21 protein-coding genes and 1 pseudogene are annotated in these 20568 nt (G+C 58.3%); 7 read left to right on the top strand and 15 right to left on the bottom strand.

The features are described from left to right. The first annotated feature begins 245 nt into the window (after positions 1–245). The 7 genes and pseudogenes from B5T_RS08525 to B5T_RS23740 all read left to right on the top strand — a co-directional run bounded on the left by B5T_RS08525 (position 246) and on the right by B5T_RS23740 (position 7282). Positions 246–1910, top strand: coding sequence for an AMP-binding protein (locus tag B5T_RS08525; protein WP_014994089.1), 1665 nt, complete (start codon positions 246–248; stop codon positions 1908–1910). Beyond that, entirely contained in the window at positions 1907–3076 is a 1170-nt protein-coding gene (locus B5T_RS08520) for a thiolase C-terminal domain-containing protein (RefSeq protein WP_014994088.1), read from the top strand. Before B5T_RS08525 ends, B5T_RS08520 begins: the two co-directional genes overlap by 4 nt. Before the next feature lie 26 nt (positions 3077–3102). Further along, positions 3103–3525 carry a Zn-ribbon domain-containing OB-fold protein gene (locus B5T_RS08515; RefSeq protein WP_014994087.1) on the top strand — a complete coding sequence of 141 codons (423 nt, stop codon included), beginning with the start codon at positions 3103–3105 and terminating at the stop codon, positions 3523–3525. A 148-nt stretch (positions 3526–3673) separates the two neighbouring features. Beyond that, complete coding sequence (gene dctP / locus B5T_RS08510; protein WP_014994086.1) at positions 3674–4810, top strand: TRAP transporter substrate-binding protein DctP; 1137 nt, start codon at positions 3674–3676, stop codon at positions 4808–4810. Between the two features lie 2 nt (positions 4811–4812). Then, positions 4813–5343, top strand: a complete 531-nt coding sequence (locus B5T_RS08505; protein ID WP_014994085.1) for a TRAP transporter small permease subunit — start codon at positions 4813–4815, stop codon at positions 5341–5343. Beyond that, positions 5336–6653, top strand: a pseudogene (locus tag B5T_RS22535) (TRAP transporter large permease). Before B5T_RS08505 ends, B5T_RS22535 begins: the two are co-directional and overlap by 8 nt. A gap of 386 nt (positions 6654–7039) precedes the next feature. After that, positions 7040–7282: an addiction module protein gene (locus tag B5T_RS23740; RefSeq protein WP_014994084.1), complete on the top strand. Its 243-nt coding sequence runs from the start codon at positions 7040–7042 to the stop codon at positions 7280–7282. Positions 7283–7427: 145 nt separating this feature from the next. Here B5T_RS23740 and B5T_RS08495 read toward each other — a convergent pair whose 3' ends face one another. The 15 genes from B5T_RS08495 to B5T_RS08425 all read right to left on the bottom strand — a co-directional run bounded on the left by B5T_RS08495 (position 7428) and on the right by B5T_RS08425 (position 20564). Next, complete coding sequence (locus B5T_RS08495) at positions 7428–7757, bottom strand: HigA family addiction module antitoxin (protein WP_041716947.1); 330 nt, start codon at positions 7755–7757, stop codon at positions 7428–7430. Between the two features lie 14 nt (positions 7758–7771). Beyond that, positions 7772–8065 (bottom strand): type II toxin-antitoxin system RelE/ParE family toxin, encoded by a 294-nt coding sequence (locus tag B5T_RS08490; protein WP_041716946.1) that lies wholly within the window; start codon positions 8063–8065, stop codon positions 7772–7774. Between the two features lie 328 nt (positions 8066–8393). Beyond that, a complete protein-coding gene (locus B5T_RS08485; protein ID WP_014994081.1) occupies positions 8394–9653 on the bottom strand; it encodes an O-antigen ligase family protein in 1260 nt (419 codons plus the stop codon). 289 nt (positions 9654–9942) lie between these two features. Further along, positions 9943–10503 carry a hypothetical protein gene (locus B5T_RS08480; RefSeq protein WP_014994080.1) on the bottom strand — a complete coding sequence of 187 codons (561 nt, stop codon included), beginning with the start codon at positions 10501–10503 and terminating at the stop codon, positions 9943–9945. Beyond that, positions 10500–11078, bottom strand: coding sequence for a ComF family protein (locus B5T_RS08475; protein ID WP_014994079.1), 579 nt, complete (start codon positions 11076–11078; stop codon positions 10500–10502). The genes B5T_RS08480 and B5T_RS08475 overlap by 4 nt, the downstream gene beginning before the upstream one ends. Before the next feature lie 81 nt (positions 11079–11159). After that, the gene (gene tnpC, locus B5T_RS08470) at positions 11160–12737 is read right to left on the bottom strand and encodes an IS66 family transposase (protein WP_014992699.1); all 1578 of its coding nucleotides are present in this window, start codon (positions 12735–12737) and stop codon (positions 11160–11162) included. Positions 12738–12811: 74 nt separating this feature from the next. Beyond that, positions 12812–13147, bottom strand: coding sequence for an IS66 family insertion sequence element accessory protein TnpB (gene tnpB / locus B5T_RS08465; protein ID WP_014992698.1), 336 nt, complete (start codon positions 13145–13147; stop codon positions 12812–12814). Continuing rightward, on the bottom strand, positions 13144–13527 hold the full coding sequence (gene tnpA, locus B5T_RS08460; protein ID WP_041716686.1) for an IS66-like element accessory protein TnpA: 384 nt from the start codon (positions 13525–13527) through the stop codon (positions 13144–13146). Before tnpA ends, tnpB begins: the two co-directional genes overlap by 4 nt. 353 nt (positions 13528–13880) lie before the next feature. Then, positions 13881–15242 (bottom strand): ImmA/IrrE family metallo-endopeptidase, encoded by a 1362-nt coding sequence (locus B5T_RS23020; protein ID WP_148279233.1) that lies wholly within the window; start codon positions 15240–15242, stop codon positions 13881–13883. A gap of 665 nt (positions 15243–15907) precedes the next feature. Beyond that, positions 15908–17083 (bottom strand): DegT/DnrJ/EryC1/StrS family aminotransferase, encoded by a 1176-nt coding sequence (locus B5T_RS08445; protein ID WP_014994076.1) that lies wholly within the window; start codon positions 17081–17083, stop codon positions 15908–15910. Positions 17084–17151: 68 nt separating this feature from the next. Then, complete coding sequence (locus B5T_RS22525; RefSeq protein WP_014994075.1) at positions 17152–17451, bottom strand: type II toxin-antitoxin system RelE/ParE family toxin; 300 nt, start codon at positions 17449–17451, stop codon at positions 17152–17154. Next, positions 17448–17729, bottom strand: coding sequence for an addiction module protein (locus B5T_RS08440; protein ID WP_229682937.1), 282 nt, complete (start codon positions 17727–17729; stop codon positions 17448–17450). The genes B5T_RS22525 and B5T_RS08440 overlap by 4 nt, the downstream gene beginning before the upstream one ends. A 215-nt stretch (positions 17730–17944) precedes the next feature. Continuing rightward, positions 17945–18529 carry an acetyltransferase gene (locus B5T_RS08435; RefSeq protein WP_229682936.1) on the bottom strand — a complete coding sequence of 195 codons (585 nt, stop codon included), beginning with the start codon at positions 18527–18529 and terminating at the stop codon, positions 17945–17947. A gap of 152 nt (positions 18530–18681) precedes the next feature. Further along, the gene (locus tag B5T_RS08430; RefSeq protein WP_085942837.1) at positions 18682–19305 is read right to left on the bottom strand and encodes a sugar transferase; all 624 of its coding nucleotides are present in this window, start codon (positions 19303–19305) and stop codon (positions 18682–18684) included. A gap of 23 nt (positions 19306–19328) precedes the next feature. After that, positions 19329–20564, bottom strand: coding sequence for a glycosyltransferase family 4 protein (locus B5T_RS08425; RefSeq protein WP_014994072.1), 1236 nt, complete (start codon positions 20562–20564; stop codon positions 19329–19331). Positions 20565–20568 lie beyond the last annotated feature (4 nt).

The raw sequence follows: 20568 nt of genomic DNA, 5'->3' as shown, positions 1-20568 counted from the left end.
GCGTCCTGGATGCATGGAGTGGTTGCTACCTTAATCGTTTCCCACGGAGAGGGCCACGAAGCCGCTGTGGGAACTTGCTTGCAAACGAAGTACTTGGGAGACCGAGACCCCATTCGCTGCCAAGGCAGCTTCCCACAGTGGAAGCCCGCATACGTCTAGCCAGTTGACGCAAGAACAGGAGTGGTGCCCGTTCTAGGCTGACCGGTCAGTCGAGCCTGCCCCCCCGCCAACAAGGAGAACCGATCATGGCCAGCGAGCCGTCTCTGTTGCACAAAACCATTCCCGACGCGGCCCGGGACGCGGCCGAGCACTGGCCGGACGGCGTCGCACTGCGTTATCACGGAGAGTCGATCACCTTCGCACAGCAATACCAACGGGCCTGCGCGTTGGCCAAGGGACTGAGCAACCTGGGTATCGGGCCCGGCGATCACGTGGCCACCCTGATCGGCGGCCGGCCGGAATGGTTCTATCTGTCCTACGCCATCAGCCTGCTGGGCGCGGTGATCGTGCCGATCAACGTGACGTTCCGCCGTCAGGAACTGGAACACGTGCTGCACTGCGCCGACGTCAAGGCACTGGTGACCATGGACGAATTCCGCGACGTGGACTACCTGGCCCTGTTCTCCGAACTGCTGCCGGAACTGGCCACTGCCGCGCCGGGCTTCCTGCACAGCCAACGCTTCCCCCATCTGAAAACCGTGGTGACGCTGAGCCCGGCGGGCCAAACCCACGACGGCTGCTTCGACTTCAACGATGTCATGGACTCCGGCGCCCACGTGCGGCCACGGGAAGTGGAAGCCTGGTTCGCCCGGCTCTCCCCCAGCGCACCGTCCTATATTCTGTTCACCTCCGGCAGCACCGCCTTCCCGAAACCGGCGCTGCGCAGCCACGGCAGTAACGTCGCCATCGCCGGGCACCTTTATCAATCCACCTTCCGCATGAAACCCGGTGACCGCCAGCTCGGCATGTCGCCCTTCTATCATGTCGGCGGCTGCATCTATACCACCCTGGGCAACGCCTTGTTCGGCGCCACCACGGTGCTGATGGACTACTTCGAAGCGGGCCACGCCCTGAAGCTGATCCGCGAGGAAGGCATCACCTGCATGGGCGGCTTCGACACCCACTACCGGGCCATGTCGGCGCACCCGGACTTCGCCGATACCGACGTCAGCCAGGTCGACCGCATCATGCTGGCCTGCGGCCCCGAGTGGTACGACAAAGTCCGCGAGCTGGGCTTTGGCCACACCTCGGTCACCCACCACTACGGCTTTACCGAAGGCACCTCGGTGGCGGTACCGCCGGAAGAAAGCGACGAGGTCGTGCGCAAGAACAGCAACGGCCGCCCTTTCCCCGGCTGCGAAGTGAAAATAGTGAACCCGGAAAGCGGCCGGGAATGCGGCGCCGACGAGCCCGGAGAAATCTGCGTGCGCGGCTGGTCGCTGTTCCTCGGCTACTACAAGATGCCGAAGCAAACCGCCGAGAGCATGGACGACGAAGGCTTCTTCCACACCGGCGACTACGGCTGGAAAGACGCCGGTGGCAACGTCTACTACCGGGGCCGTTTCAAGCAGATGGTGAAAACCGGCGGCGAAAACGTATCACAGCGGGAAGTGGAAATGTTCCTGGAACAGCACCCGCATATCGCCACCGTGCAGGTTGTCGGCGTTCCCGACGACCGCTGGGGCGAAGCTGTGACAGCCGTGGTGGAAACCCACCCCGGCAAGGATTTGGAACTGGAAACCCTGAAAGCCTTCTGCAAGGAACGCATCGCCGGCTTCAAGATACCCAAACACCTGGTGGCGGTAACCCGGGAGGAATGGCCGATCACCCTCACTGGCAAGTTCGACAAGCCGGCCCTTCGCACCCTGGCCATGGATAAACTGGGGCTGAACACCGGGGCCGCGTCATGAGCCGCTATCAACCGGACACCGCCGCCATCGCCGGCATCGGCGAAACCGAATACACCCGGGGCACCGACAAAAGCGGCCTGCAACTGCTGATGGAAGCCTCGCTGAAAGCCTGCGCCGACGCAGGTACCGAAAGCGGCGCCGTGGACGGCCTGGTGATGACCTCACGGGTGGGCACCAACGAGGACTTCGTCGCCGGCCTGGGCATCACCGATCTGAAGTTCCACGCCCACATCAAGATCGGCGGCGCCAGCCCGGTGGCCGGTTTGCACCTGGCCTGCCATGCGGTGGCCTCGGGCATTGCCGAACGCGTGCTGGTCAGCGCCGGCCGCAACGCCTACAGCAGCATGCGCCTGGGTGCCACCGACTCCGGCCCCCGGGTGGTGTGGCCCGGCGATGACATCCGCCGCAATCTGGAATACCCCTACGGCATGATCGCGCCGATGCAGTGGTACAGCCTGCACGCCAACCGCTGGTTCCATGAAACCAACGCCAGCCGCGAAGGCATGGCCACGGTGGCCTTGAACACCCGCCGCCACGCCCACCTCAACCCGCGCGCCTGGTTCCGTGACCGGCCCATGAGCCGGGAGGACTACGATGCCTCCCCGATGCTGGTGACGCCGTTCAAGCTACTGGACGTATGCTTGGAAACCGACGGCGCCGCCGCCATTCTGGTAACCCGCGCCGACGCCGCGCGCCGCGCCGGTGGCAAGCCGCCGGTGTACGTGGCGGCCACCGCCGAAGGCCATCCCGATTCTCCGGACGATCTCAGCAATCGCCCGGACATTCTCGGCATGGGCATCGGCAAAGCGGCACCGCGGGCGCTGGACATTGCCGGCATCCGCCTGGACGAACTGGATTTCGCCGAGATCTATGACTGCTTCACCTTCATCGTGCTGCGGCAGTTGGAGGAAATCGGCTTCTGCCAGCGCGGCGAAGCACCGGACTTCGTCGCCAACGGCCGCATCGCCCTGGGCGGAGAATTACCGCTGAACACCCACGGCGGCTTGCTCTCCCAGGCGCATATCTCCGGCATGAACCACGTGGTGGAGGCGGTGCGCCAACTGCGCGGCGACGCCGATCAGGCCCAGGTGGCCGGTGCCCATCTCGGCCTGGTCACCGGCTATGGCGATTTCGGCGACGGCGCCATCGCCATCCTGCACAACTAATGGTCACAGGACCCAGCGAGGACACCATGGGTAACCCCGTTCAACGCCCCCTGCCCGACATCGAGGACCCGCTCTATCAGGCTCACTTCCAGGGCCTCAAAGATCAGCAGCTGCGGGTACAACAATGCGACGCCTGCGGTCAGTTGCAATGGCCGCCCCGGGACCTGTGCAAACAGTGCCACGGCGACCGTTTCCATTGGCCGGTGATGCCCGATCAGGCGGTGGTCTACACCTACTCCGTGGTGTACCGCGCGCCCCACCCCTGGTTCAAGGACCATCTCCCCTACGCCATCGTCGTCGCCGAACTGGAAAACGGCTTAAGGCTACTCGGCAACGCCTTCGGCGCAGACGTGGAGAAGATTCAATGCGGCGTGCGTGTGAAAGTGCACTTTCAGCAGGACGAGGACAGCGGTGTCTGCTTTTTGCAGTGGGTGCCCACGACGAGTTAATCGAAGCCGCTGTGGGAAGCTGCCTTGGCAGCGAATTGCTTTCCTGCCGTTGGCGATTCGCTTGCAAGCAAGTCTCCCACAGCGGCTTCGTAGGCAGAACAAAGCGAACCCACCAACGCCATTCCTAAAACAAATCCAGGAGCGTTCCATGAATCCCATCAAAACGATGCTGATCGGCATCACCGCATTCACCCTGTTCACCCTTGCCGGCTGTTCCGGCGAAGCCGGTGACACCGCCAATGCCAGCACGGAAAAAAGCACCGCAACCTCCCAGGAAACCTTCACCTGGAAAATGGTCAGCACCTGGAGCGACACCTCCAGCTCCGGCGAATACGAACAGGAATTCGTTGATCTGGTGGACCAGCTCAGCAACGGCCGCCTGAAAATCAAACGCTATTCCCAAGGCCAGTTGGTCAGCCCGACCCAGGTGCTCGACACCGTCAGCAAAGGCACCGTGCAAGCCGGTGGCGACTGGCCCAACTACTGGTCCGGCAAGAACACCGCCTTCGATTTGCTCGGCTCTCATGTCATGGGCTTCAGCGGTTTCGACTTTTTCCAATGGATCTACGCCGCCGGCGGCCTGGAGCAATACAACCGCATTTACGGCCAGTTCAACACGGTCTATTTCCCGATCACTACCCTGGGCACCGAGTCCGGCATTCGCTCCAATGTGCCGATCCGCGGCCTGGAAGATTACAAAGGCCTGAAAGTGCGTATCGCCGGCCTGATCCAGACCCGGGTAATGACCGAGCTCGGCGCCTCGCCGGTATCCATCGGCGTGTATGACGTCTATGAAGCACTGCAACGGGGCGTGGTGGACGCTGGCGAAGTGGGCGGCCCGGACTCCGATGAAATCCTGCACCTGCAGGACGTCACCAAATACTGGTCCACCCCGGGCTGGCATCAGAGCGCGGCGGTCTACGGTATCGCCATCAACAAGGACGCCTGGAACGAGCTGCCCGAGGACCTACAGAACATCGTCGCCACCGCCAGCGAAGCGATCATGGCCCGTTCCAGCGCCAACCGGAATTACATGGATGGCGTCGCCGCGCAACGGTTCGAGGAGGAGTACGGCATCGAAGTCAACCAAATGCCCGACGAAGATCTGAAAACCATCGAAGGCATCGTCAACAAGGCGGTACGCGACATCGCCGCCAAGAACCCGGACTTCCAGGACGTGCTGGAAAGCCAACAGGCCTACCTCAAAGCCTACGCGCCCTACCGCCGCATGCAGGGCCCCTGGAGCTTCGGCACCAATGAACTCAACGGCTACCGGCTGGATTGATCATGCAGGCCATACGCCACCTTATCCGTATTCTCGACGGCATCAGCGACTGGGTTGGCCGCATCGGCGCCTGGTCGGTGCTGGCGATGATGCTGGTTACCGTGTTCGAAGTGGTCAGCCGCCGGGTCTTCAATGCGCCCGGCATCTGGGCCTTCGAGACCATCACCATGCTGTTCGGCTTCCACTTCATGATCGTGGCCGCCTATGCTCTGCTGCATCGCAGCATCGTCTCGGTGGACCTGCTCTACGAACACCTGGGCCCGCGCGCGCAAGCGTTACTCAGCATCGTCAGCTACCTGGTGCTGTTCTTCCCGTTCGTGATCACCGTGGCGGTCTACGGCATCGGCTTCACCGAGTATTCCTGGTCCATGGGCGAAACCAGCAACACCGCCTTCGCGCCACCACTGTATCCGTTCAAGGCGGTGATTCCGGTCTGCTTCGCCCTGCTGGCACTGCAAGGCCTCTCGGAAACCCTCAAACACCTTCTGGTACTGATCGAAGGCGGCGACCAGCCGGAGGCGCAACATGAATGAAGTCTGGATCATCGCCGGCATGTTCGCCGCGCTGCTGCTGGGCATCGCCACCGGCCACCCGATCGCCTTCGTGTTCGGCGGCATCGCCATGTTGTTCGGTCTCACCAGTTGGGGCACCGGCATCATCGACATTTTTGTCAGCGCCGTGTTCTCCACCATGAACAACTACACTCTGGTGGCGATCCCGTTGTTCACGTTGATGGCCAACTTCCTGTCGCGATCGGCGGTGGCGGAAGGCCTGTTCGAGTCACTGCGCTACCTGCTGGGCCCGGTGCGCGGCGGTCTGGCGGTGGCGGTCATCATCGTCTCCACCATCTTCGCCGCCACCACCGGCATCGTCGGCGCCTCGGTGGTGACCATGGGCCTGCTGGCCGCGCCGGTGCTGGAAAAATATGGCTACCGCAAGGAAATCTCCGCTGATCACCGCCGGCGGCACCCTGGGCGTACTGATCCCGCCCAGCATCATGCTGATCGTCATGGGCAATGAAGCGGAGTTGTCGGTGGGCAAGCTGTTCCTGGCCGCCATCGTGCCGGGCCTGTTGTTGTCGCTGTGCTACGTGCTGTACGTACTGGGGCTGTGCTGGCGCTACCCGGAACGGGGCCCCGCGCTCAGCCCGGAAGAAGCCGCCGCCATGCCGGTTGGCAAACGCATCAGCGGCGCTCTGATCAATCTGGTGCCGCCGGTGATTCTGGTGGCGGCGGTGCTCGGCTCGATCTTCTCCGGCTGGGCCACCCCCACCGAAGCCTCCGGTGTCGGCGCCTTCGTCGCTCTGCTGATGACCATCGCCTACGGCCGCTTCAGCCTCACCATGCTCAAGGAATCGGTGCAGGAAACCGCCAAGATCACCGCCATGGCGATGATCACCATCGTCGGCGCGGTATGCTTCACCGCCCTGTTCCACAGCATGGACGGCGACCAGATCATCGTTGACTTCGTCAGCCACCTTAACCTGAGCAAATGGGGTGTCTACCTGGTGATCATGGGGCTGACGTTCGTCCTCGGCGCCTTCATCGACTGGATCGCCATCGTGCTGATCCTGTTCCCGATCTTCCTACCGCTGATCCGGCAGTACGATCTGGATCCGCTGTGGGTGATCACCTGCGTGGCGGTGATGCTGCAAACCGCCTTCCTGACCCCGCCGGTGGGCGGCAGCCTGTTCTACTTCAAAGGCGTGGCACCACCGGGCATGCAATGGGGCCACATCCTGCGCGGCGCCCTGCCCTTCGTGGCGGTGATGCTGGTAGTGGTGGTGCTGATTTCCCTGTTCCCGCAACTGGTGCTGTGGCTACCCGGGCAGGCGAAGTTCTGACCTCTTCGTTCGCCTCCAGGGTAGCTCCCACAGCGGCTTCGTAACCCCGCTGTAGGAGCCTGCCCTGCAGGCGAATAGGTCCGGAGCATTTGCAATAGCGGCTTTGCAGCTCTTCTACACGGGAGCTTTTCTCTGTCGGACGCTGCCCGGGCGGACTCCGGATTAGGGTCCAACTGAAAACCATCATGCCGGACAACGAAGCCGCTGTGGGAGCTGCCTTGGCAGCGAATTATTTTCCCCTGCCGTTGGCAATTCGCTTGCAAGCGGAGCGCCGCCCGGCAATCTTCCCACAGCAGCTCAGAAATCAGCTTTGCGCCCCTTTTGACCGCCTTGTTAGCGCCTCTGAACCGCGATAGCATGGCAACATCACCACTCGCGGAGGCACCGTGACTACCGAAGCATTCCATTTCCTACGTTCCCAGATTACCAGTCTCTCCGAGTCGGAGCGTGCGGCGCTGGCTCGCGAGCTCATAATGAGCTTGGACGGCCCTCGGGATGACTCTGTTGAGCACGCCCAAGCCTGGGACGATGAAATTGCTCGCCGTGTGTCCAACGTCAAGAGCGGCAAGGCCACGCTGTTAAGCCGCAATGGGTTCCGACCAAAGGTTCGCGCAAGAATAGGCCGATAAAAGTGGGACACGGTAAGGATACTGCAAGAGGCCTCGCAGGAAGCGATAGAGGCCGCCGCATGGTACGAGTATGAGCAACCAGGACTCGGAACCAGGCTATTGGCGGGTGCGCACCAAACTCTGAGTTTCTATATTTTCATGGTGATCAAAGAGTCGCCGCTTTTCTATTCTCCAAGTGCCCCGTGACTCTTCTCACGTTTCTCGCTTCATGCTCATGGGCACTCTGGCGTACATCCCACAACGCCACCGCGTGTTGAATATTGAGCCAGAATTCCGGGGTGTTCCCCAAGGCCGCGGCCAACTTGATCGCCATGGGGGCGGTCAGAACGCCTTTGTCGTGAACGATCCGGCTCAACGTGTTCCTGTGGACGCCCATTGCCTCGGCCAGCTCACCGATTTCGATATTCATGGGCTCCAGGAACTCGCTCACCAGCATCTCGCCAACCGTGACCGGACGACGTCTTGTGTTCCGCATAACCTTATCCTCCACTAGCCCTTGTAGATATGAGGATCCAGATAAGTGCCTTGAGCAACGCCATCGATCCATTCGAAGATCAGGCGGTACTGCTTGTTTACCCGGATAGAACACCACCCGTCCAGATTTCCTTCAAGGTGCTCGAACCGATTCCCCGGAGAGCTCCTCAAGTCAGACTCCCGGGTCGCCGCGTCCAGGATCTCCAGCTTCCTGAACAATGCCCCTTCGATGGTACTGGGTATCCTCCGATGGCTTTGGCTATTCTCGTAAAACGCCTCCAGCCACACGTCCCTGAATTCGACAGCCATGTCCCTGATTCTCTTTGCTCATTCTATGCACAACACCATTGTGCGTCAAGTGATGGCTCGTTAGCCCCCGCCACGAGTACCGAAGTCATGAATTGACCCATGGATTACCCATCACAATATGCTGCCCATATAAACAGTATCAAGCAGGCTTGGCCAGACCCAAGACCTGTGTCGTTACCTTGCAGGAGATCAATCAGTGGGAAGCTTGCCGGGCGGCTCCCACAGCGGCTTCGTAGCTGAGGTTTCTGTGGGAGCCAGCCTGCTGGTGAATACGGCCTCCGGTGTTGGGCATTCGCTTGCAAGCAAGCTTCCCACAGCCGCTCAGAAATCAGCTTTGAGCCGTTTCTCTCGCACCCTCCGGCGTCGCCTTCAACAAACACCAGCACGCCGTCAGCATCCCGAGGAAGCCGGACAACCCGCGCACATCCCGCAACAGGGACTGCGTCAGCCCGAAACCGATGAACGCCACCACCACGATTACCCCGGACAAGGCCAGCGCCTGTCCCTGAACATCCCTGCGACGCCGCAAGTGTGTAGCGAACAGGACGAGCGGCACGCCATACAGCAGCAATAACGAAACCAGCCCCACCAGACCACGGCGGGCGGCGGTATCGATCAGGTCGTTGTGGAGTTGGTCGTAACGGCTGATGCCCTTATCGTAAAGCCCCTCAGACACCCATTGGTCACGGCGCTCCTCCAACCGCCCTTCGCCCCAACCAAGAATGGGCTTCTCACGGAACAACCGGACACCGGCCCGCCACATTTCCAGGCGAATGCCCAGAGAGGAATAGGTATCGCCTTCAGTATATTCCTCCAGATTCTCCACCGCCTGGGCCACGCGCTGGGTCACCCCGGCCCGGGGCATGAAGGACGCACTCAGAACCACCACCGCCACCAAAAGCGCCAAGGCCACCATGCCGCCCCGATGCAATTGCCGCCAGAAAACGCCAAACACCAGCAAAATCAGAGCCGGGAAAACAATCCAACTGCCTCGGGTGCCCGACAGCACGGCGGCGAGCAAACCGGCACCGATTGCCAGCGCGTAAAAGCCCCGCAACCACCACTCCCCTTTCACAGGCCGCATCCCCAATCGCGTTAGTAGTCCCACCAGCGATAGCGTCGCCAACAACAACGAAATATTACCGAAGGGAATGGCGTTCATGCCATTGTCCGGCCGCCCGCGCCCCAGCACCCAATGCTCATAGGAAGCGATGCCCCCGGCCAGCAACGCCCCCAACGCCACCCCGGCCCACCAAAACCCAACCTTCGGCGGAAACGCACGCCAGGCCATTAGCACCAGGGCCGCCAGCATGGGCCACAATGGCAGCAGAATACCCTGGTTCCCTTCGCCTACCGGCCACTTGCCCGTCCGCCCCACATCCGCCAACCAAAGCAGGGAGAACAGAAGAAGAACAGCCAGGCAAAGAACATCTCCCCGGCCCAGCCGCAAGGAATGCCCCGGCTGAAGCCACACAAACAACAGCCCACTCAAGGCCACACCTCCGGCCAGTAAAGGCACCACGGCATAGCTGTAGCGGAAGGTCATCAACAGGGAGAGGAAGGCGAAAAGCAGAAGACTGGAAAGCACGGAAAAAACACGATCCGGCCCAGACGCGAGGGGGAGAGAGGACACCATAATCACCTGTATTCCTTTATCAGGGCCAGCCTGGGACAAACCGGCCCTGGCGAATGAATCCGTCGGTGATTGGACAGAAGGGAAGACAGGCCGTTCCTGTGGAGCGCATGAACAGGTTCACGAAACGGCTAAAAGAGTGGTTGCGGTCCGTGGACCGAGCGATCCACGGACCATCATCCCCAGCTATTCAGCCGCCTCCCCCATTACCGCCCGAAACACTTCACAAAAGGGTTTGCCGCCTCTAAAAATGAAGCACAGACTGTTCTGATTCCACCGCCTTTCGCAGTTTATCTTTCAGTCCCACTTTTTTTTCTATTTTCAACACATCATCAGGAGCGCAATGAAGGAGCAGACCTTCCATATCACACACGGATCCAACGGGCAGAAACAGTTGCTTCGGGGCAAAATAGACCAGAACTTTCCTTTCTCTCTTCAAAAGTTCGGCCACATTGTTGATCGTACCAGGGCTTTTCCCATCCCAAAGCATCAAGCCGTAATCTGCTTTTTTGGCCATTTCGATATCTTTATAGGTGTAAAAAGCCCTTCCCGTGACACCTTTCGGCACATCGACGTTAAAGGTAGGCCATGCCCCCAGATTATTGCGGCATTTCAAACCTGAACAGAAAACCAAAACCTTCGAATAACCCTGCCCGAACAGGAAGGATTGGACCGCCTTGTCGGCCCCGTTGGCATCCCCTATCAGAACCTGATAAGAACCCGTGACGATGTTCCGCAGGCGTTCCAGGACTTGCTCATTGAGCCGCACAAGCTGCCGGGAACCCGCTACGAATACCGAAGTCATTGGTTGCTCCTGGTTTTGGTCATCGTTAAGACATAGACATCCCTGACACCAGCTTGCTCATACAGAATATCCGCTGCTACCCTCAATGTGGTGCCGGACCTGTAGACATCATCAAGCAATAACACACTCTTGTCCCTAAGGCTAACGGTGCCGCCAAGGTAGAGGTTATCCCGAAGAAGAGTCTCTCGGTCATTTGCATTGGAGAGGTTCTTCAGTTCCGGCCCTCCTCCACGTTTGCACAGAGCGGTCTCCAGCACTTCAACATTACGCCGCTCGCCAAGCGCACGGGCAACCTCCATGACAGGCTGAACAGGCCGGAGGTGGTTTGTTGACGGTATGGGCAGTATGTAGTCCATGGACTCAATACCCTTGATTTTGTCAAGTAGCTGCACAATGGCCTTAATATTCCTCGTTCCACCGCGATATTTTAGTTGGTAGAGCAGCTCCCCGATTTCACTGCGAGTATTTTTCCACTGATCATGTCCGAATTCATCCACCCCCAGATACGTACTGTCCAGGGTGTGAACATCATAGGCCAGCCCTCGCTTCCAATTCCCCTCTAGTTTGATCGACATCGCCCTCTCCTCCCCATTGTCCATCTGCTCCCAACAGGCCGAAACCCGTTCCCAAGGTAAGCGTCCGGTAATCCCACCTTGTCAGGCGGAGGTCGGCGCCCAGTTTTGCGGCAGGAGTTCGTCGATGGCGTTGTTCTTGTGCGTCGGCAGCCGAGCCAGCACATCCTTCAGATACGCATAAGGATCGTGGCCGTTCAGCTTCGCCGACTGGATCAGGCTCATGACGGCGGCCGCACGTTGACCACTGCGCAGAGAGCCCGCGAACAGCCAGTTATTGCGCCCCAGCGCCCAGGGGCGGATCTGGTTTTCCACCCGGTTGTTGTCGATCGGCACCGCGCCATCGTCCAGGTAGCGCGTCAGCGCCGCCCAGCGTTTCAGGCTGTAGTCCAGGGCTTTGGCCGTACCCGAGCCGTCCGGGACTTTTTGCCGTCGGGAGATCATCCATTGGTGCAGGGCGTCGGCGATGGGCCGGGCTTTTTCGTTGCGCAAGCGCTGGCGGTCTTTATCCGGCAGATCCTTCGCCTCTCGCTCGATCCCGTACAGCGCACCGATGGACTCCAGCGCTTGGGCGGCCAGCTCACTCTTGTTGGCCACGTGCAGGTCGTGGAACTTGCGACGGGCGTGCGCCAGGCAACCGATCTCGGTAATGCCCTCGCCGAAGCCCGCCTTATAGCCAGCGTAGTCGTCACACACCAGCTTGCCATGCCAGTCCCCCAGGAAGGCGCGGGCGTGTGCGCCCGCCCGGCTGGGCGCGAAGTCGTAGACCGTGGCCTTCAGTTCAGAGAACGAGGTGCTGCAGTAAGCCCACACATAGGCCCGGTGGGTTTTCTTCTTGCCCGGTGCCAGCATCGCTACCGGCGTTTCATCCGCGTGCAGCACCGGCTGGGCTAGCAACTGGGCTCTGAGCGCATCCACCAGTGGCTGCAACCACACACCGCAGGTGCCCACCCACTCGGCCAGGGTGGAACGGGGGATCGCCAGACCGGCCCGGCCGAAGATGCGCTCCTGGCGGTACAGGGGCAGATGATCGGCGTACTTGGCCACCAGCACCTGGGCCAGCAGCCCAGACGTCGGGATGCCTTTGTCGATGACTTGCCTCGGCACCGGCGCCTGGATCAAGGTCTCGCATTGCTCGCAGGCCCACTTGCCCCGGATATGGCGCTCCACCGTGAACTCGCCCGGCACGTAGTCCAGCTTCTCGCTGATGTCCTCGCCGACGCGCTTGAGCGCACACCCACAGCGGCATTGCGTATCCTCGGGTTCATGGTGGATCAGGGTGCGGGGCAGTTGGGGCGGTAGCGGGGCGCGCTTGGGCTGTTGCTTGGCAGCGGCGGGGGGCGCCTGCGTTGGAAGTAACTCGGCCAGCTCCGCCTCCATGGCGGCCAGGTCGGCGTCGATCAGTTCGTCAAGCAACTGGCCCTGCACGCCCTTGAACTGCTCGCTGCGCCGGGCGAACTTGTGGCGCTTGAGCAGCGCCAGTTCGTGGGCCTGTTTCTCGATCACCGCGTCGCGGTGACGGATCGCTTTTTCTTGTTGGCTGAGGGTCCGGTCATTTTGGGCGAGGACCCGATCCTTGCTCTCCAAGTGATCGAACAACTCGGTGGCCAGGGCACGGAGTTGGTCGGGAGAGAGGGCGTTGAGGTCAGGGCGCGAGGTCATGCGGACAGTATGCCAAGCCAGCGCCCGGTGGGCGATTGGAGGTTGGGCGTATAGCCAACGGGAACGAGGTGTGGTTACAGCACCGAGATCACGGCCTCGTCGCCCAGTCGCTGCCAGGGCAGGCCCTGCACCAGGGCGGCCAGTTGTTCTTCATTCAGGCGCAACTGATCGCCGCGCCAAGCGTCACCCCAGTGGAACTTGCCCCGATGGAGCCGGCGGGCGCACAGCCAGATACCGAAGCCGTCGTGGATCAGCACTTTCATGCGGTTGCCCCGGCGGTTGGCGAACAGGTAAGCCTGATGTGGCTTCGCCGCACCGAACACCTGGATCACCCGGGCCAGGGCCTTGTCCGGTCCGGCGCGCATGTCCAGTGGCGCGGTGGCCAGCCAGATCTCGTCGATGCGGATCATCGCAGCAGCTCGCGTAACAGGGCCAGGCACTGATGGGCTTGCTCGGCGGGCCATTCCACGATGACCGGTCCGCCGGAGCGGGGCACTTCAATGCGGATGCGGTTACCCGACTCCTTGGCGCAAGACCGGTCAGGAGGGCTCGACGCCACCGGTACCGCCAAGGGCATAAACGCGGGTGACGTTATTGTCTGGCCGGCTTGCTCGGCTTCACGGATCCAGCGGCGGACCAGGTTGGCGTTGAGTTGGTTGTCCAGGGCGATCCGGGAGACGGACACGCCCGGTTCCTGACAGGCGGCCACGATGTGCGCCTTGAACTCACGGGAGAAGTGACGGCGACGTCGTGGTTGAGGTTGGGGCTGAGATACGCTTAACGGGTCCATCGATAGTGTCCACTAAGAAATAAGTGGACACTATCGTGAAGGCCGCAACCGTCGACTCAAGATGGGGTCGCCGGACGCTTACTTCCCAAGGGGAGTATGGAGTGGAGAGAAAAGTTGATCTGTCAGTCAGAACAGCAGCTCGTGTAAGCCGTTGCCGTCACTTTATAGGAGATCAATCGGTGGGGGCTCCTCGGGCAGTACCGCGGTCCGTGGACCGCGATGTCCAGGGCTCAAGCCTAAGCCGACGCTTCCGCCATCACCGCCCGAAGCGTCTCACAGGTCTTGTCGATATGTCCCTGCTCCAGGGTGGGATGCACCAGGAACATTGAACTCGTGGCCGGCAAAACGCCGCGTTATCCAACCGTTACCATAGGGCGGTAAGGCCAGACATCTTTACCATCGGAAAAATCATCCGTTTCAATAAGGTTGTTGCTTGCCAGCAAATTGGTAACTGCGGTTGTGCTAACGTCGAAGTACTCCGCAGCATCCTCAACAGATGACTCTGAATAATCGTCCTGCATAAACGCCTTTGCCCCCTCAATTGGGCATAACAGCTCCGCAGCGAAAGCGCGCTGATATTTCTGCCGAAACGTGCTCAGATCCGAAGAGACAAGCCAACCCTCGTCACGTTGTTGGAATATACAGTCCCCGAGAAGGCGAGCGTACTCAAAGCGCCGGGCCACGGGATGCTTCTTACGTGGCATGAAACGGATTAGGCCCTGACGCTGCGGGATCGCCACCGATACCCTTGATGTGTTTTCCGGCGTGTAACTGTCAACGGTCTTAGCACTGATGCCCAGAGCAGAAAGAAGTTTCTCATTGGACAGCGGTTCCAAGCCCCACCCAAAATAATCACGTATGTTTCTCGCATCCTGAACCGCCGGCATCCATGGTGCATGGCTTTCTCCGACACCGTTTGAGGTTGCAAGATCAGGGATATCCGGTTTGCCTTCCATTCCCTTCAATTCGGCAAAACGCTCAATTTCCTTCTCCTGGCATGAGCCGAATTCCTTGCCCCTTGCGAAAGCGGATATCAGCTCGGACAAGGACTCCTCGCCCACCTCATCCGTCATGCGGATCATAGATTGCATAAGTAATTGAGGACATTCTTCCGGATCATACCCCATCATCGCTTCAAAGGTACGTAACCGTGCAATCTCCGGATCAGCAAGTTCATCCCTGACAAGCTTCCAAAGCGTTGCAAGCTCAGTATCGGTGCAGCCACAATCACGTAACCGACTTAGTACCGCGTCGATAAATGCCGAAACCTCCTTACGGAAATCATCCATTGGGACAAAAGAAGGGAAGCGTGAACTATTCAGATATCGAACCGACTGTTCAGTACCATCATCCGATGGTGAAGACCAGACTTGTATGCCTTCGCCATCGGTCGCAAACATGACAGTAGGCCAAACATAGCCCTGGTTAGCAGCAGCTAACTCATGGGCCATGCGCCAAGATACCGACGGCCGCACCCCTTTACCCGGGTGCGGCTCATGCAACAAACGCCACCATGAAGAGGCAAACCAGACAGCCAACGGGTACAACGACACCAGCACATCGCCCTTAACCGTACGCGACCAGCTATCTTCATTACGTGTCAGGGAATAACCATTAACGGCTAACGACAACCGCGCCATGGTGTGATACGACTCAGCATTATCATTACCCGCGGCTTCCCATTGAAAGCCCAACCTCAGGCCCTTGTTGGTCATGGTCGCCGAGCCTCCCATTCCGTCATCACCAGCTCGACAAAAGGGTCAGTCGGTGGCATGGGGTATCCGTGATAGGCCCCAGTCTCCCGATTCTCCAATTGCGCCTCCAGTGGCATGCCATCGTCGGTAACGGCCCAAATATTTTGGGGCCAGTCATTATTGACCTGTCGGCTTACCAAACCGCGCCTGGCGCCTTCCTTCAATAACTCGCCAGCCACGGCCTTTTCGAAGATAGCCGCCGTATCACACAATGACTTGCCGGGCCGCGGGCCAGCAGGCGGGCTTAAGCCGAAATCGCCTGGGTTCCTCTTGTGCACAGGGTTACCGCAATAGACCACCCTATCGCTCAGAGACACTAGATACATTCCCTCCAGTTCTTCCAACGAGCGGATTCTTCGCTTGCTGTTAAACCGTCACCTACGAGCTTGCATGACTTGCACTCGAAAAGATTAGAAAATCAACGGATTAACGGCATCTTCACCGCCCCGCTTCAGGCTGTCAACCTACCCCTCGCCTGGGAAGCAGCGGTCAGCCCACGGGCCCCTTGCCCTGTCATCCGAATGTTCCAAACAGGCCGTACGGCGTTGGCACATTCGCCTGCGAGCAGGCTCCCACAGCGGCTTCGTGGCATGGTCCGTGGGAACCAGCCTGCTGGCGAACGGCCTCTAAGCCGAAGCTTCCGCCATCACCGCCCGAAGTGTCTCGCAAGTCTTATCGATATGTACCTGCTCCAGGGTGGGATGCACCAGGAACATCAGGCTGGTTTCGCCCAGTTCCTTGGCTACCGGCAGGCGCTCATTCGGTGCCAGATCGAGGTCCTGGAAACACTTCTCCAGATAGACTTCAGAGCAGGAGCCAGAGAAGCAAGGCACGCCACGAGCAACGATCTCGTTCATGATACGATCACGATCCCAGCCCTCGACCAGCTTTTCCGGCTGCACAAACACATAGCATTTGTAACCAGCATGCCCCACTTCGGTGGGAATTTCCGGTATACGCAAAGCGGGGATGTCACTGGCGGTTTGCCAAATGGCCTGGGAATGGGCCAGACGTAGGCGAGTCCATTCCGGCATACGCTTCAGCTGAATCCGCCCAATGGCCGCCTGCATTTCCATCATGCGCCAATTGGTGCCCACGCTCTCATGCAACCAACGGAAGCCCGGCGGATGGTCACGTTCATACACCGCATCCCAGCTTTTGCCATGGTCCTTGAAACTCCACATGCGGGACCAGAGATCACGGTCATTCACGGTGACCATGCCCCCCTCTCCACCGGTGGTCATGATCTTGTCCTGGCAGAACGACCAGCAGCCCACATGACCCAAGCCGCCCACCGGGCGCCCCTTCCAGGTAGCGCCATGGGCCTGGGCGCAGTCTTCAATAACATAGAAGCCCTGTTCGTCGGCCAAAGCCATCATGGCATCCATATCGCTGGGCCAGCCGGCCAGGTGCACACAGATAACGGCTTTGGTACGCGGTGTTATCACCTTGGCGACGGTTTCAGCAGTGATGTTCTGAGTGTCCGGATCCACATCGGCAAATACCGGTGTCGCCCCGGCATTGATCACCGTGGTGGCGGAAGCCAGGAAAGTACGTGGCGTCACCACCACTTCATCGCCAGGCCCAATGCCCAGCCCTTGCAACGCCAGATCAAGCGCCACGGTGCCGTTGGCCACGGCGATAGCGTATTCAGTCCCGGCAAAGGCAGCGAATTCCTTCTCGAATTCCCGGCACTCCTGGCCGGTCCAGTAGTTCACTTTGTTGGACAGCAGCACGCGTTGCACCGCGTCCGCTTCCTCCTGGGTAAAGGAAGGCCAGGGGGGGAAAGGTCCGTTCAACATGATTTATCCAGAAGTTCGTTAAATGAAGGGCGAACAGAGAAAGTGGCTAAGAGAATATATGTGGCGAGCTATTCTGTGCGCTTATGCCATGACCTTGGATCTTTTCTGGCATGGAAAACAGCAGTGATGACAATACGATCCCCCTTTACCAAATAAAATAACCGATAAGGAAAGCGTCTAATGGGAATGCGCCTTAAATTTTTATAGATCAAGGGATATATTAATGGGTTTCTTCTCAGCTTACCCAATGCTTCTTCCACACAAAGCAGAAAATCGTGACCAAGACCTTCTCTTTTCTCCTCGTAATAATCAAAGGATGAGCCAATATCAAACTCCGCCTCCTTCCGGAAAGTGAGTCTGTAGATCATCTCTTTGACAATACCCTGGCTTTGACCTCAGACCATGAGTCACCTTCATCCTGATCTATTTCGAACGCAGAGAGCCGATGATCAAGTTCGTCTCTCTGAGACTCCGAGAGAGGGATATCCGCATTCTCCGCGACAACGCTGTCCCACAACGCTTCTGCCAGGAGGATTCGTTCTGATATGGTAAGAGATTGAATTTCCACGATTTTTTCCTTTAGATTAAGTAGGTATCTCTGGCATCTTAGCTCACATTCAGAGGCGGCAACCACCCACCGCTCCATGTATTATTTCGCCTGCCCCATAGATCAACCTTCACAATACACTGGCCATACGTTCAGCATCAAGAGCGAATTCGTCATGCCCTCTACTTCACCGCAGCACCCGGCCAGCGCCCCTGGGCAGCGTCTTTAACGCCCATCGGAGGCAGCAAGCTTGGGTTGTAATCCCAAAATGACTCAATCCCTCTCTACAACTTTGGCGGGCACGCCCACCACAGTCACATCATCCGGGATGAAACTACCGCCGCACCAGCGCCCACCATCACGTTCCGGCCAATGGTGATGCCCTGGCGAACACAGGCCCCGATACCAACCCAGGAGCCCTTTCCAACCGTCACATTGCCAGCAAGATTGGCTCCAGGGCTGATATGAACGCCTTCAGCCAGGCGACAATCGTGATCCACCGTCGCGCCGGTATTAATGATGCAGCCGTCACCAAGAGCGGCACGGACATTGACGATAGCCCCGCCAAAAATAACGCACCCCTCGCTAATAGAGGCGTAACGACTCACCACGGAGGCAGGGTGAATAACGCTGGTCAACGGAATACCCGCATCCTTGAGAGCCGCCATCTTGGCAAGGCGAACCTCATTACGCCCGATACCCACAACCGCAGCATCAAAGTCAGTACCTTCTTGGCGCAACATACGGGCGAAGTCCCCCACCACTGGCCACTCATCATTACGCTCAAGCGCCGGCCAGGCATCATCAAAGAAGCACACTTCGTCCCAACCGGCGCATAAGGCGGCATCAGCCACCACCTTGCCGTGCCCGCTAGCACCTAGGATCGCTAGTCGTCTCATATCAATTCTCTGATTATTTCTCCCCTTTCCCTTGAGGGGACCAGCGCAGCGCAGAACAGCCGCAGGCTGGCCCCGAAGGGGTGAACCCTCTCAGGGTGAATAAGGGGCTTGGGGGAGAGGGTGAAGCGAGGAGAGGATGAAACGCCCTTGCTCTACTCAGAAGAAGACGTTCCCTCTTTGGAATCATCGCTACCCGTAAACTTCGGCATCGTCGCCTCCCCACCATGGCTAATCCCATCCCGCTTCACCACCTTCAAGACGGTAAGAAACAGAATCTTGATATCCAGCCATAGAGAGCGATTCTCCACGTACCATACGTCAAGCTCGAACTTCTCATCCCAAGACAAGGCATTCCGGCCATTGATCTGTGCCCAACCGGTAATGCCAGGCCTTACTTCATGGCGTCGATACTGGCGCTCGGAGTACAGGGGCAAGTACTCCATCAGCAGCGGGCGAGGCCCGACCAGACTCATATCGCCCTTAAGGACATTAATCAGCTCGGGTAACTCATCCAGACTTGTGGAACGCAGAAAAGCGCCGAACTTGGTCAAGCGCACGTCATCGGGCAGCAGTTCGCCATTCTCGTCCCGCTCATCCGTCATGGTGCGGAACTTAACCATCTCGAAGACTTTGCCATTTACGCCAGGACGGTGCTGACGGAAAAAAACGGGCTTCCCTAGCTTCATCCTAATTAGCAGACAAATTGCAAGAATAACGGGAGAAAGCAGAAACATCCCGATACTAACACAGACAACGTCCAAAAGGCGCTTAATCACTATATATGTCCAACTTAGGCTTACTAATCTATCTGATTTTTCAGCAATACATTTTCAAGTTTCTTCGCCAGCATGCCATACTCGTGATACTCAAATGCTGCCTTCCGTCCATTCCCCCCCATTTCTGACAGTTCCCTTTTAGATCTACTCTTTAATTCTTTGACCGCATTCGCGAGACCGACGGGGTCTTCCGGCTTTATCTGCAAACCAGCACCAAACTCCTCGACCGGTCGATAGTCACCGGAGTCAATTCCATAAATAATAGGTTTTCCAGAAACCAGATAGTCAAACAGCTTATTAGGCGAGACACCAAAGCGAAACAAGCTGTCTCCGGTCAAACCAAGATAACAAACGTCACATTCCTGCAATATAGACTGAACCATATTTTTTGGAACAGGGTCGACAAAGAAAACATTACTCAACCCAAGTCTTGTGACGCTTTCCTTCAGTGCTTCCTTCTCGCTCCCCTGACCGACTATTGTAAAACTGATACTCGGCTCATCCTTCAATAAACTAGCAGCCTTAACTAGTGTATGAAGAGCATTAGCTGTACCAATGGTGCCCGTATAGCAAATGTTGAAAGTATCCTTTGGGAGCTTAGAGTAAACTTCGCTGGGCAAGGGCAAACACTGATCCACATCCGCTTTTGAGAACCCATTTGGTATCCAGCGAAACTTCTCAGAAGACAATCCTCTGCCAATCATGTGATCTACCGCACCCGGCAAATTCGATATGACAAAATCTGAGTTTCGATAGGCACGATCCTCTATCCATTGTAGAAAACGGATAAATGGATGACGATGGGAATATCCACCCAACTCAGAAAAAGTAAGAGGCCATATATCCCTTACCTCAAAAACCAATCTAGCGCTATATTTTCTAGCGAGCCTCTCAGCGCCTAGGAACCCGATGAGTGAAGGCGAGGAATATAGCACAACGTCCGGCCTCTCATTAAGGGTGCCCGCCAGTCCTGTCAACTTCCAAGCAAAAGAAAACCAGTTTAGGATCCTCTTCTTGTCTTGAGCATGTGCATAGCGCCCCACGGAAACTCGAACGAACCGAAATCCTTCAAACATCTCTTCATCTGGTGCAGCTTCGGCAGCTTCGTTATCTCGCACCAGGTGGGTCCAACGAGCCGAAACCAATGTAACCTTGTGCCCTCGCCTGGCTAACTCCCTAGCCAAGTCCCGGTGGCGGCCGCCCATACCCGTGGAAGGAAGAGAGGCATATTGGTTAATAATCCAAATAGTCTTTTTCATATCA

This window comes from Alloalcanivorax dieselolei B5, assembly GCF_000300005.1.
Lineage (GTDB): Bacteria > Pseudomonadota > Gammaproteobacteria > Pseudomonadales > Alcanivoracaceae > Alloalcanivorax > Alloalcanivorax dieselolei.
The sequence above is the reverse complement of the archived record's forward strand: the minus strand, read 5'-3'. Positions and strand labels throughout refer to the sequence as shown.